Below are 12,255 nucleotides of genomic sequence, written 5' to 3' on the forward strand. Positions count from 1 at the left end.
CGCTATACATCGGATGACCAGAGCAAAGGTCCGATGTTATTCCCCTGGGGGCGCACATGAGTCAGACCGTCACGGACTTCGAGGTCCACGACATCCGGTTTCCGACCTCGGAGCAATTGGACGGCTCGGACGCCATGAATCCCGACCCCGACTACTCGGCCGCGTATGTGGTGCTGCGTACGGCATCCGATGGCGGAACCGGCGAGGGCGACGCCGAGGGGCACGGCTTCTGTTTCACCATCGGGCGCGGCAACGAGGTGATGGCCGCCGCCATCGAGGCGTTGCGCCCGTACGTGGTGGGGCGCCCGGCACCCCGTACCGCGGCCGATCTTGCCGCGCTGCACCGTGAACTCACCCATGACTCCCAACTGCGCTGGCTCGGCCCCGAGAAGGGCGTGATGCACATGGCGGCCGGCGCGGTCGTCAACGCCGCCTGGGACCTGGCGGCGAAGCAGGCAGGCAAGCCCGTCTGGCAGTTCCTCGCCGAGATGACGCCCGAGGAGCTCGTCTCCCTCGTCGACTTCCGCTACCTGACCGACGCCCTGACCCCCGAGGAAGCCCTCGCCATCCTGCGGGCCGCCGAACCCGGCCGGGCCGAGCGCGCCGCCCGGCTGCGCGCCGAGGGCTACCCGGCGTACACCACCTCGCCCGGCTGGCTGGGATACAGCGACGACAAGCTGGTCAGGCTGGCGAAGGAGGCCGTCGCCGACGGCTTCACCCAGATCAAGCTGAAGGTCGGCGGCGACCTCGACGACGACGTCCGCAGACTCGCCCTGGCCCGCGAGGCCGTCGGGCCCGACATCCGGGTAGCCGTCGACGCGAACCAGCGCTGGGACGTCGCCGGCGCGCTGGAGTGGATGACCGCGCTCGCGCCGTACGACCCGCACTGGATCGAGGAGCCGACCAGCCCCGACGACATCCTCGGCCACGCCGCGATCCGTGCCGGGCAGCCGGTCAAGGTCGCCACCGGCGAACACGTCGCCAACCGGGTCGTGTTCAAGCAGCTCCTGCAGGCCGGAGCCGTCGACTTCGTGCAGATCGACGCGGCCCGTGTCGCGGGCGTCAACGAGAACCTGGCGATCCTGCTGCTCGCCGCCAAGTACGGCGTACCGGTGTGCCCGCACGCCGGCGGTGTCGGACTGTGCGAGCTGGTGCAGCACCTCTCGATGTTCGACTATGTGGCGGTCTCCGGCAGTTGGGAGGACCGCGTGATCGAGTACGTCGACCATCTCCACGAACACTTCGCCGACCCCACCGTGATCGAGTCCGGCCGTTACACCGCTCCGAGCTCCCCGGGCTTCTCCGCCCGGATGCTCCCCGATTCGATCGCCGCACACCGCTATCCGGAGGGCCCCGTATGGCAGGCCCGCCGCACCACCGAGGAGGCTCACCGATGACCGGCACAAGCGACTTCGAGGGAATGAACGCCCTGGTGACGGGGGGTGCCTCGGGCATCGGGGCCGCCGTGGCGACCATGCTGCTGGCGCGCGGCGCGCGCGTCGCCGTCCTCGACCGCGAGACCGCGGGCGCTCCCGAGGGCACGCTCGCTCTCAAGGCGGACGTCACCGACGACGCGGCCGTGCGCGCGGCGGTCGACCAGGCCGCCGGTGAACTGGGCGGCCTGCACACCGTCGTGTCCAACGCGGGCATCGGTTCCATCGGGACGGTCGAGGACAACGCCGACGACGAATGGACCCGGGTCCTGGACATCAACGTCCTCGGCATGGTCCGCACCGCCCGGCACGCCCTGCCCCATCTGCGGCGGGCGGCGGCCGACCGCCCCGGCGACGTCTCGATCACCCACACCTGCTCGATCGCCGCCACCGCCGGACTTCCCCAGCGCGCCCTGTACAGCGCGAGCAAGGGCGCGGTCCTCTCGCTCACCCTCGCGATGGCCGCCGACCACGTCCGTGAGGGCGTCCGGGTCAACTGCGTCAACCCGGGCACGGCGGACACCCCGTGGATCGGACGACTCCTGGGCCAGGCCGGCGACCCGGCCGCCGAGCGCGCCGCGCTGAACGCCCGCCAGCCGCTGGGACGGCTGGTCTCGGCCGACGAGGTGGCCGCCGCGATCGTCTACCTCGCCAGTCCCGCCGCGGCCTCGGTCACCGGCACGGCACTGGCCGTCGACGGCGGAATGCAGGGCCTCCGCCTGCGCCCCGCCGACAGCTGACCGGGGCGCGCGGCCCACGGGCCTGTCCCGTTGATCAGGGCAGGACAGGCCCGAGCCGCTCCGACGGGCCGCACCTCCACGCACCAGGCACCAGGCACCAAGCACCAGGCACCACGCACCAGGCACCAGGCACCACGCACCAGGCACCACGCACCACGCACCATGCACCGCCCCCAGAGCTCCGAATCGGTACTCAACAAAGGACGGGACACCTATGAGAGTGCGTACGACGAGTGCGGCGGCCTGCGCCGTGCTGCTGGCTGTCACGGCCCTCGCGGGCTGCAACCGCGAGTCGACCGCTGATGGTGCGGGTGGCGGAAAGGTCGGGATCGACCTGCCGCGCAGCGACAGCGACTTCTGGAACTCGTACCAGAACTATGTGGAGGACGGCGTCAAGGCGGGCGACGTCAAGGCCCTGCCGCTGACCAACTCGCAGAACGACATCGGCAAGCTCGTCGCCAACGTCCAGACCTTCAGGGACCAGGGCGCCAAGGCCGTCGTGATGGCGCCGCAGGACACCGGGGCGATCGCCGAGTCGCTCAACATGCTGAACGAGAAGAAGATCCCGGTCGTCAGCGTCGACACCCGTCCCGACAAGGGCGACATCTACATGGTGGTGCGGGCCGACAACAAGGCGTACGGGACCAACGCCTGCAAGTACCTCGGTGAGCAGCTGAAGGGCAGGGGCAAGGTCGTCGAGTTCCAGGGCGACCTCGCCTCGATCAACGGACGCGACCGGTCCGAGGCGTTCAAGTCCTGCATGGACAAGGAGTTTCCCGGCATCGAGGTCTTCGAGCTGGCCACCGACTGGAAGGGCGATGTCGCCTCCGCCAAGCTCCAGGCCACCCTGGCCGCCCACCCCGACATCAACGGCATCTACATGCAGGCCGGCGGCGTCTTCCTGCAGCCCACCCTCGCCCTCCTGGAGCAGAAGAAGCTGCTGAAACCGGCCGGGGAGCCGGGCCACATCACCATCATCTCCAACGACGGCATCCCGGAGGAGTTCGACGCCATCAAGGCCGGGAAGATCGACGCCACCATCTCCCAGCCCGCCGACCTGTACGCGAAGTACGCGCTGTACTACGCGAAGGCCGCGTTGGACGGGAAGACGTTCCGGCCGGGCCCGACCGACCACGACTCGAACATCATCGAGATCCCGAACGGCCTGGAGGACCAGCTCCCGGCGCCGCTGGTGACCAAGGACAACGTCGACGACCCGAAGCTGTGGGCCAACCAGCCGGCGAAGAAGAGCTAGCCATGGACCAGGCACTCCCACCCGCCGTCCAGGCAGAAGGTGTGGTCAAACGCTTCGGTCCCACCGTGGCGCTCGACGGGGTCCGGCTCACCGTGCGGCCCGGTGAGTCCCACGCCCTCGTCGGCCGCAACGGCGCGGGTAAGTCGACCCTGGTCGGCGTCCTGACCGGACTCCACAAGGCGGACGCGGGCACGGTCACGTTCGGCGGGGAGCCCGCACCCGCCTTCGGGGACACCGCGGCCTGGCGGTCCAAGGTCGCCTGTGTCTACCAGAAGTCCATGGTCGTCCCCGACCTGACCGTCGCCGAGAACCTCTTCCTCAACCGCTTCGACGACAACGCCCGCTGGATCAGCTGGGGGAAGCTCCGCAGACGTGCCGAGCGACTCCTCGCCGACTACGGGGTGCGGGTCGACCCCAGCACCCGGGCACGCGATCTCGCCGTCGAGCAGAGGCAGTTCGTCGAGATCGCCCGAGCCCTGTCCTTCGGCGCCCGGCTGATCATCCTCGACGAGCCGACCGCGCAGCTCGACGCCCGCGGCATCGGGCGGCTCTTCGACAAGCTCAGGGAACTGCAGAGCCAGGGAGTGGCGTTCCTCTTCATCTCCCACCACCTGCAGGAGGTCTACGAACTGTGCACGGCGGTCACCGTCTACCGCGACGCCCGCCACGTGCTGACCGCCCCGGTCGCCGACATCGCCAAGGCGGAACTGGTGACGGCGATGACCGGTGAGAGGTCCGCCGGAGCCACCGCCTGGCACGCGCGCGGCGAGGACACGGCGGTGCGGGACGCCTCGGCCACCCCCGTCCTGCGCACCGAAGGGCTCACCGTGGAGGGGCGGTTCGAACCGCTGGACCTGGAGGTCCGCCCCGGCGAGGTGCTCGGCCTCGCAGGCTCCGCGGCCAGCGGCAACACGGCCGTGGGCGAGGCCCTGGCCGGTATGCGGAAGGCGGGCGGCGGCACGGTCCGTGTGCACGGGAGGGCCGTGCGCAGCGGCAGTGTGCCGCACGCGCTGGACGCCGGGATCGGATACATCCCGGAGGACCGGCACGACCAGGGCCTCGTCCTGGACCGCAGCGTCGCCGAGAACGCCACCCTGACGGTCACCGACCAGCTCGGCCCGTGGGGGACCGTACTCCCTTCCCGCACGAGGGCGTTCGCACGGTCGGTGATCACCTCGCTGGACATCAAGACACAAGGCCCCGAACAGCCCGTCTCCGGACTCTCCGGAGGCAACCAGCAGAAGGTGGTCGTCGCCCGCGCACTGGCCCGTGGGCCGAGCGTGCTGGTGGCGGTCCGGCCCACCGCGGGCGTCGACGTCAAGTCCAAGGACTCGCTGCTGGGAGTCGTGCGACGGGTCGCCGACGAGGGCAACGCCGCGGTGATCGTCTCGGACGAGCTGGACGATCTACGGGTCTGCGACCGGGTTCTCGCCCTGTTCCACGGGCGCGTGGTCGCCACATTCGCAAGCGGGTGGACCGACGGGGAACTCGTCGCCGCCATGGAAGGCGTGGGGGAGAGGGAATGACCGGCACGGTACGGCCTCCGGCGGCCGACGGCATCGACAGCGGGCTGACGAGCCCCCTCACGGGCGAGCGCCCGCTGGACCGGCTGAAGCTGATCCGCTGGAGCGACTTCTCCCTGGTACCGGTGATCCTGGTGCTGATGGTGATCGGATTCATCGTCTCGCCGGTGTTCCTGACCTCCGAGAACCTGATCAGCGTCGTCCAGCAGTCCTCCGAGCTGAGCCTCCTCGTCCTGGGCCAGGCGCTGATCCTCATCTGCGGACGGATGGACCTGTCACTGGAGTCGACGATCGGCATCGCGCCGGTCGTCGCGATGTGGCTGGTCCTGCCCGCGGAGGGAGGCCGCTTCGCGGGCCTCGGCCTGCTCCCCACCTGGTCGGCGATCCCGATCTGCCTGCTGGTGGGCCTGGCCATCGGCGCGGTCAACGGCTTCCTGATGCTGAAGCTGCGGGTCAACGGCTTCATCGCCACGCTCGGCATGCTCACCATGCTGCGCGGCCTGCACATCGGCATCACCGAGGGCAAGTCCATCACCGACGTCCCGGAGTCGTTCCGCTACCTCGGCAAGAGCGAATGGCTCGGTGCGCCGGCCGCCGTCTGGATCTGCCTGGCACTGTTCGCCGTCGGCGGCGCCGCGCTGGCCTGGCTGCGCCACGGACGCTCGCTGTACGCCATCGGCGGCAACCCGGAAGCGGCGCGGGCCGCGGGCATCCGGGTGGACCGGGTCACCTGGGTCGTGCTCGCCGTCGGCGGTCTGCTGGCGGCCTTCGCGGGCATCCTCTACACCGGCCACTACGGATCGGTCGCGGCGACCCAGGGCAACGGCTGGATCTTCCAGGTGTTCGCCGCGGCCGTCATCGGCGGCATCAGCCTCAAGGGCGGCCGAGGCACCCTGTTCGGCGCGCTGACCGGCGTACTGACACTCCAACTGGTGGTCAATGTGATGACCCTCGGCGGTGTCCCGGCGCTCTGGAACCAGTTCCTCAACGGCGCCATCATCATCGTCGCCCTGGTCATCTCCCGCTTCGCGAGCGGCGAGAAGCAGGACTGAACCCGATCGCGCGGACGCCGACGGGGCTGATTCCCTCAGCCCCGTCGGCGTCCGACGTGTGCGGGCCGGATGCGGAGCCCCGAGCGCGGGCGTGGGGGAGGAGCAGCCCCGCATGCCCCGCCCCGCGCTACAGCGTGGATCGCAGCCACTGCTCCACACTCGCCACATGCGCCGTCGCCCAGGCCCGTGCGGCCTCCGCGTCCCGGTCGCGCAGCGCCGACACGATCGCCCGGTGCTCGTGGAGTGTTCGGCTGACCGCGTCCTCCTGTGTCAGACCCCGCCAGACCCGCGCCCGGGTCGTCGGCCCCGAAAGCCCGTCGAGCAGCGAGCAGAGCACCGAGTTCCCCGACGACTGCACGATGCCGCGGTGGAACTCCAGATCGCAGGCGACCAGCTCCTCCACCGTGGGCTGCGCGCCCAGTGCGTCCAACTGTGCGCTCAAGGAGTCCAGTTGGGTCTCGGTGATCCGGGTCGCCGCCATGGCCGTCGCGGCCGGTTCCAGAATGCGGCGGACCGCGAGGAATTCGAGCACCGTGTCGTCCCGGTGGAAGTCCACCACGAAGCTCAGCGCCTCCAGCAGCAGTTGCGGGTCGAGGCTGGTCACGTATGTGCCGTCGCCCTGTCGCACGTCGAGGATGCGGATCAGCGACAGCGCGCGCACCGCCTCCCGGAGGGAGTTGCGGGAGAGCCCCAGCTCCGCCGCGAGCTCGCTCTCCTTGGGGAGCCGGTCCCCGGGCCGTAGCGCACCCGAGACGATCATTGCCTTGATCTTCTCGATCGCCTCGTCGGTGACAGCCATGACGGTCCTCCTGGATCCGGACTGGAATCAGACATCCGATGTCTCTCTTCATTATGCGGGTCCGAAGAGGCGGATGAGCGGGTCTGTCGGCCGTCCGGCGCGCGGCCACCGGACGGTCACCCACGGCAGCGTCATGGCTTCGTCCGTCCCACGGGTCCTCTCGTGCCCGTGCGGCGCGCCCGCCGGACCGCGGCCCGCGGACAGCCGGGCGGGGCGGCCCCCTGTGCAGAGCCGCCCCGCCCGGATACGTCCGACCCCGTCAGCTCCGGTCGCCGAGCACGGACGCGACGCGCGCCCGGATCTCGTCCGTCGCCAGACCCCGGATCGTCAGCGTCGTGCGGCGGCGCAGCACGTCGTCCGGCGTCTCGGCCCACTCGTGATCACGCGCGTAGGCGACCTGGGCCCAGATCTCCGGCGCGTCCGGGTGGATGCGCGCGGCCAGCGCCGGGTTCTCGTTCGCCAGCCGCGCGATGTCGAAGGAGAGCGAACCGTAGTGCGTGGCGAGATGGCGCGCGGTGTCGGCCGCCATGCGCGCACCGGGTGCACCGCCGTCGACCAGCAACCGGTGCGCCACCGCGTTCGGGTTGGCGATGCCGGGCAGCGGGAGCTTCTTCGGCAGGTGCGCGATCGGCTCCATGTCCTCGGCGAGCGGGTGTCCGGGCAGCGCGGCCAACTTGTTCATCACCGTGCGGCCGATGTGACGGAACGTCGTCCACTTGCCGCCAGCGACCGACAGCATCCCGCAGCGGCCCTCCGTCACGACCGTCTCGCGCTTGGCCTTGGCGGTGTCTCCGGGACCGCCGGGCAGCACGCGCAGACCCGCGAAGGAGTACGTGATCAGATCACGCGACAGCTGCTGGTCCCTGATGGAGAACGCGGCCTCGTCCAGGATCTGCGTGATGTCCTTCTCGTCGACGGAGACGTCCGCCGGATCGCCCTCGTACTCCTCGTCCGTCGTCCCGAGCAGCAGCATGTCCTCCCACGGCAGGGCGAACGTGATGCGGTACTTGTCGATCGGGGTGGCCAGCGCGGCCTTCCAGGGGCGCGTGCGCTTCAGCACCAGGTGCGCGCCCTTGGACAGGCGGATCGAGGGCGCCGCGGCCGGGTCCTCCATCCGGCGCAGGTGATCGACCCACGGGCCGGTGGCGTTCAGGACGAGGCGGGCGTCGACGCCGAACTCCGTGCCGTCCGTACGGTCCTCCAGTTCGGCGCCCGTCACCCGGCCCCGGGTGAACCGCAACCCCGTCACCGCCGCGTGGTTCAGGACGACCGCACCCGCGTCGACGGCCGCACGGACCGTCATCAGTGCCATCCGGGCGTCGTTCATCTGGTCGTCGCCGTAGACCGCGACGGCCTTCAGACCGTCCGTACGCAGCTCCGGCACATCGCGCCGCGCCCTCGCCGGGCTGATCACATGTCCGACCCCGTCGCCGAACGCGGAGAGCGCCGAATACGCGAACACACCCGCGCCGAGCTTGGCCGCTCCGTGCGGGCCGCCCTTGTAGACGGGCAGGTAGAAGGTGAGCGGATTCGCCAGGTGCGGGGCGACCTGCCGGGACACCGCGCGCCGCTCGAAGTGGTTCTCCGCGACCAGCTTCACCGCGCCGGTCTGGAGATAGCGCAGGCCGCCGTGGAGCAGCTTGGAGGAGGCGGAGGAGGTGGCGCCGGCGAAGTCGCCGGCGTCCACCAGGGCCACCCGCAGCCCGGACTGCGCGGCATGCCAGGCGGTGGAGATGCCCAGGATGCCGCCGCCGATCACCAGGAGGTCGTACGTCGCCTTGGAGAGCTGTTCCCGGGTCTCGGCGCGGCTCGGAAGGGAGCCGGAGGCCGGGTGCGTCCCGAGGGACGGGACGCTCTGCAGGGTGGTCATGGTGATTACTCCTCGACTGTGCTGTCTTCGAGCCAGCCCATGGTCCGTTCCACGGCCTTGAGCCAGTTCTTGTACTCGCGGTCGCGGGTGTCCGCGGCCATACGGGGTGTCCACTCGGCGGCCCGGCGCCAGTTGGCGCGCAGCGCGTCGGTGTCCGGCCAGAAGCCGACGGCGAGCCCGGCGGCGTAGGCGGCGCCGAGGCAGGTCGTCTCGGCGACCATCGGCCGCACCACGGGTGCGTCCAGGAAGTCGGCGAGCGTCTGCATCAGCAGGTTGTTGGAGGTCATGCCGCCGTCGACCTTGAGCGCGGTCAGCTCGACCCCGGAGTCCTTGGTCATCGCGTCGCTGATCTCACGGGTCTGCCAGGCGGTGGCTTCGAGCACGGCACGGGCGATGTGCGCCTTGGTGACGTACCGGGTGAGACCGGCGATGACCCCGCGCGCGTCGGGGCGCCAGTACGGGGCGAACAGGCCGGAGAACGCGGGTACGAAGTAGGCGCCGCCGTTGTCCTCGACCGAGGAGGCCAGTGTCTCGATCTCCGCTGCGGAGTTGATCAGGCCCATCTGGTCACGCATCCACTGCACCAGCGAACCGGTGACGGCGATGGAGCCCTCCAGGGCGTACACCGGCTTCTGGTCGCCGATCCGGTAACCGACCGTGGTGAGCAGCCCGTTGTACGAGTTGACGGGCTGCTCGCCGGTGTTCAGCAGCATGAAGGTGCCGGTGCCGTACGTGGACTTGGCCTCGCCCTCGGCGAAACAGGTCTGGCCGAAGAGCGCCGCCTGCTGGTCGCCGAGCGCGGACGCGACCGGGACACCGGCCAGGACGCCGTCCCTGGCGGTGCCGTACACCTCGGCGGAGGAGCGGATCTCGGGCAGCACGGCGGCGGGGATCTCCATGGACTGGAGGATCCGCTCGTCCCACTTCATCTCGTGCAGGTTCATCAGGAGGGTGCGCGAGGCGTTGGTGACGTCGGTGACGTGGACACCGCCGTCGGTGCCGCCGGTCAGGTTCCAGATGACCCAGGAGTCCATGGTGCCGAAGAGGATGTCGCCGCGCTCGGCGCGCTCGCGCAGCCCCTCGACGTTGTCGAGCAGCCAGCGGACCTTGGGCCCCGCGAAGTACGAGGCGAGCGGCAGACCCGTCTCGCGGCGGAAGCGGTCCTGGCCGACGTTGCGGCCGAGCTCCTTGCAGAGCGCGTCGGTACGGGTGTCCTGCCAGACCAGGGCGTTGTGGACGGGCTCACCCGTGTTCTTGTCCCAGAGCAGCGTGGTCTCGCGCTGGTTGGTGATGCCGATCGCCTTCACATCGGCGGCGGTGATGCCCGCCTTGACGACGGCGCCGGCCACGACCTCCTGGACGTTCTCCCAGATCTCGGTCGCGTTGTGCTCGACCCAGCCCGGCTTCGGGAAGATCTGTTCGTGCTCCTTCTGGTCGACGGAGACGATCCGGCCGTCCTTGTCGAAGACGATGCAGCGGCTGGAGGTGGTGCCCTGGTCGATGGCCGCGATGAACGGGCCGGTGGTGTGTGCGTCGGTCACGGAGTGCTCCCGGAAGTCTGTGTGGTCGTGAGGGGGTGCGGTTCTCAGGCGAAGGCGACGTTGTAGAGCCCGCCCGCGATCGCGCCGCCGACGAGCGGGCCGACGACCGGGATCCACGCGTAGCCCCAGTCCGAACCGCCCTTGTTCGGCAGCGGCAGCAGCGCGTGCACGATACGCGGACCGAGGTCGCGAACCGGGTTGATCGCGTAACCCGTCGGCCCGCCGAGCGAGAGACCGATACTGACGACGACCAGAGCGGTGACCAGTGCGCCGAGCGTGCCCAGACCGTTGCCGTCGCTGTTGAGGCCCTGGGTGAGGATCGCCAGGACGAGCACGACGGTGGCGATGATCTCGGTGACGAGGTTCTGCGCCGCGTTCCGGATCTCGGGGCCGGTGGAGAAGACACCCAGCACCGGGCCGGCCTCCGGAGAGGCGGACTTGTCGACCATGGCCTCTTCACCCGACCGGGCGCCCACGATCTCCGGATCCGTGAGATGGGCCCGGAACTGCCCGTAGTACGTCAGCCAGACCAGCACCGCGCCGATCATCGCGCCCAGCAGCTGGGAGCCGAGGTACAGCGGTACGTCGCTCCACTTGGTGCCGCCCTCGATCGCGAGGCCGATCGTGACGGCCGGATTGAGATGCGCGCCGGACACGCCACCGGCCAGATACGCGCCGGTCAGCACGGCGAAACCCCACCCGAAGGTGATGGCGAGCCACCCGGCGTCGCGCGCCTTGGAGCCCTTGAGCGTGACGGCGGCACAGACACCGCCGCCGAGCAGGATGAGTACGGCGGTACCTATGGTCTCGCCGATGAAGATGTCGGAGCTGGACACCCGCGACTCCTTTGTCCTTCGTCCAGGGAAGCCGAACCCCGGGTCCCTCCGGTGGTCCGCGCCCTCAGGTGAGGGCGTTTTCCGGCCCTTGGCGCTGTCACACCCTAACGCGCTTTTCCGTTAGTCGTTCGACAATGCCGACCGATGAACGGCAGTGTTTCTCCCAGGTGAACGAGGCGTCAAGGGTTGTGTGGCCTATAACTCGATTCGTTACCGGCGGGTCGCCGGTGACGGCAGGGGCGGCCCCGGAACGGCCGGGCGCAAGCGGCCGGATCCCCGAAGGCCGCGCGGGCGCGGTCGCGCGGCGCGGCGACGCGTCGGGGTGCGGCGACAGGTCGGGGTGCGGCTCCCGGTCCGGGCGGAGCCGCTCCGCGGTGGCGGCAGGGGCGGTCTCAGAACGGCCGGGCGCCCAGGTCCCTGGAGACCGCGCGGGCGCAGTCGCGCACCGCGGCGACCAGCTCGGGGCGCAGCTCCCCGTCCGCGCAGACCCGCTCCACCGCGCCGGTCACGGCCACCGCGCCGACCGGCATCCGCCGCCGGTCGTGGATCGGGGCGGCCACCGCGGCCACCCCCTCCCAGGTCTCCTCCACGTCGGCCGCCCAGCCGCGCGCCCGGACCAGGTCGAGCACCGCCTCGAAGCCGTCCGCGTCGGTGACGGTGCGCGGCGTGAACGGCCGCCGCTCGGCGTCCATGGCCTCGGTGTGGGCGACCGGGTCGTACGCCGACAGCACCTTGCCCAGGGCCGTGGAGTGCAGCGGCTGCATGGCCCCGACCTCCAGGACCTGCCGGCTGTCGTCCGGCCGGAAGACGTGGTGGACGATCAGGACACCCTGCTGGTGCAGAACGCCCAGGTGCGCGCTCTCGCCGCTGGAGCGGGCCAGGTCGTCCGTCCAGACGAGGGCGCGGGCCCGCAGCTCGTGGACGTCCAGATAGCTGTTGCCCAGGCGCAGCAGCTCGGCGCCGAGCTGGTAGCGGCCGGACGCCGCGTCCTGCTCGACGAAGCCCTCGTGCTGGAGCGTGCGCAGGATGCCGTGCGCGGTGCCCTTGGCCAGGCCCAGTGAGGAGGCGATGTCGGACAGTCCCAGCCGACGCTCGCCGCCTGCCAGCAGGCGCAGCATCGCCGCCGCCCGCTCCAGCGACTGGATGTTCTTGGCCATCGCGCCGTACTCCTCCACCTCGGTTCGACAATGCTGAACATTATCGGTC

The 12,255-nt window shown here is 70.5% G+C and carries 10 protein-coding genes; 5 read left to right on the forward strand and 5 right to left on the reverse strand.

Annotated elements, in window-relative coordinates; all coding sequences use genetic code 11:
• The first annotated feature begins 56 nt into the window (after positions 1-56).
• The 5 genes from ACFVUT_RS04100 to ACFVUT_RS04120 all read left to right on the forward strand — a co-directional run bounded on the left by ACFVUT_RS04100 (position 57) and on the right by ACFVUT_RS04120 (position 6,003).
• The gene (locus ACFVUT_RS04100) at positions 57-1,397 is read left to right on the forward strand and encodes an enolase C-terminal domain-like protein (protein WP_389655151.1); all 1,341 of its coding nucleotides are present in this window, start codon (positions 57-59) and stop codon (positions 1,395-1,397) included.
• Positions 1,394-2,173 carry an SDR family NAD(P)-dependent oxidoreductase gene (locus ACFVUT_RS04105; protein WP_389655153.1) on the forward strand — a complete coding sequence of 260 codons (780 nt, stop codon included), beginning with the start codon at positions 1,394-1,396 and terminating at the stop codon, positions 2,171-2,173. Before ACFVUT_RS04100 ends, ACFVUT_RS04105 begins: the two co-directional genes overlap by 4 nt.
• Before the next feature lie 214 nt (positions 2,174-2,387).
• Entirely contained in the window at positions 2,388-3,428 is a 1,041-nt protein-coding gene (locus ACFVUT_RS04110) for a sugar ABC transporter substrate-binding protein (RefSeq protein ID WP_389655155.1), read from the forward strand.
• Between the two features lie 2 nt (positions 3,429-3,430).
• The gene (locus ACFVUT_RS04115) at positions 3,431-4,954 is read left to right on the forward strand and encodes a sugar ABC transporter ATP-binding protein (protein WP_389655157.1); all 1,524 of its coding nucleotides are present in this window, start codon (positions 3,431-3,433) and stop codon (positions 4,952-4,954) included.
• A complete protein-coding gene (locus ACFVUT_RS04120; protein WP_389655159.1) occupies positions 4,951-6,003 on the forward strand; it encodes an ABC transporter permease in 1,053 nt (350 codons plus the stop codon). The genes ACFVUT_RS04115 and ACFVUT_RS04120 overlap by 4 nt, the downstream gene beginning before the upstream one ends.
• Positions 6,004-6,130: 127 nt before the next feature.
• Here ACFVUT_RS04120 and ACFVUT_RS04125 read toward each other — a convergent pair whose 3' ends face one another.
• From ACFVUT_RS04125 to ACFVUT_RS04145, 5 genes are all read right to left on the reverse strand, one after another.
• Entirely contained in the window at positions 6,131-6,802 is a 672-nt protein-coding gene (locus ACFVUT_RS04125; RefSeq protein ID WP_389655161.1) for a FadR/GntR family transcriptional regulator, read from the reverse strand.
• Positions 6,803-7,061: 259 nt separating this feature from the next.
• The gene (locus ACFVUT_RS04130) at positions 7,062-8,672 is read right to left on the reverse strand and encodes an FAD-dependent oxidoreductase (RefSeq protein ID WP_389655163.1); all 1,611 of its coding nucleotides are present in this window, start codon (positions 8,670-8,672) and stop codon (positions 7,062-7,064) included.
• 5 nt (positions 8,673-8,677) lie between these two features.
• Positions 8,678-10,213, reverse strand: coding sequence for a glycerol kinase GlpK (gene glpK, locus ACFVUT_RS04135; protein WP_389655165.1), 1,536 nt, complete (start codon positions 10,211-10,213; stop codon positions 8,678-8,680).
• A gap of 44 nt (positions 10,214-10,257) precedes the next feature.
• On the reverse strand, positions 10,258-11,049 hold the full coding sequence (locus ACFVUT_RS04140; RefSeq protein ID WP_389655167.1) for an MIP/aquaporin family protein: 792 nt from the start codon (positions 11,047-11,049) through the stop codon (positions 10,258-10,260).
• Between the two features lie 392 nt (positions 11,050-11,441).
• The gene (locus ACFVUT_RS04145) at positions 11,442-12,206 is read right to left on the reverse strand and encodes an IclR family transcriptional regulator (RefSeq protein WP_389655169.1); all 765 of its coding nucleotides are present in this window, start codon (positions 12,204-12,206) and stop codon (positions 11,442-11,444) included.
• Positions 12,207-12,255 lie beyond the last annotated feature (49 nt).

The organism is Streptomyces sp. NPDC058051, assembly GCF_042885475.1.
GTDB lineage: Bacteria > Actinomycetota > Actinomycetes > Streptomycetales > Streptomycetaceae > Streptomyces.

What these genes read in the sequence shown, in the direction of transcription:
- ACFVUT_RS04115 (WP_389655157.1), top strand. Translation starts at nt 3,431, where the DNA reads ATGGACCAGGCACTCCCACCCGCCGTCCAGGCAGAAGGTGTGGTCAAA.
- ACFVUT_RS04100 (WP_389655151.1), top strand. Translation starts at nt 57, where the DNA reads ATGAGTCAGACCGTCACGGACTTCGAGGTCCACGACATCCGGTTTCCG.
- ACFVUT_RS04110 (WP_389655155.1), top strand. Translation starts at nt 2,388, where the DNA reads ATGAGAGTGCGTACGACGAGTGCGGCGGCCTGCGCCGTGCTGCTGGCT.
- ACFVUT_RS04125 (WP_389655161.1), bottom strand. Translation starts at nt 6,802, where the DNA reads ATGGCTGTCACCGACGAGGCGATCGAGAAGATCAAGGCAATGATCGTC.
- ACFVUT_RS04130 (WP_389655163.1), bottom strand. Translation starts at nt 8,672, where the DNA reads ATGACCACCCTGCAGAGCGTCCCGTCCCTCGGGACGCACCCGGCCTCC.
- ACFVUT_RS04120 (WP_389655159.1), top strand. Translation starts at nt 4,951, where the DNA reads ATGACCGGCACGGTACGGCCTCCGGCGGCCGACGGCATCGACAGCGGG.
- ACFVUT_RS04105 (WP_389655153.1), top strand. Translation starts at nt 1,394, where the DNA reads ATGACCGGCACAAGCGACTTCGAGGGAATGAACGCCCTGGTGACGGGG.
- ACFVUT_RS04145 (WP_389655169.1), bottom strand. Translation starts at nt 12,206, where the DNA reads ATGGCCAAGAACATCCAGTCGCTGGAGCGGGCGGCGGCGATGCTGCGC.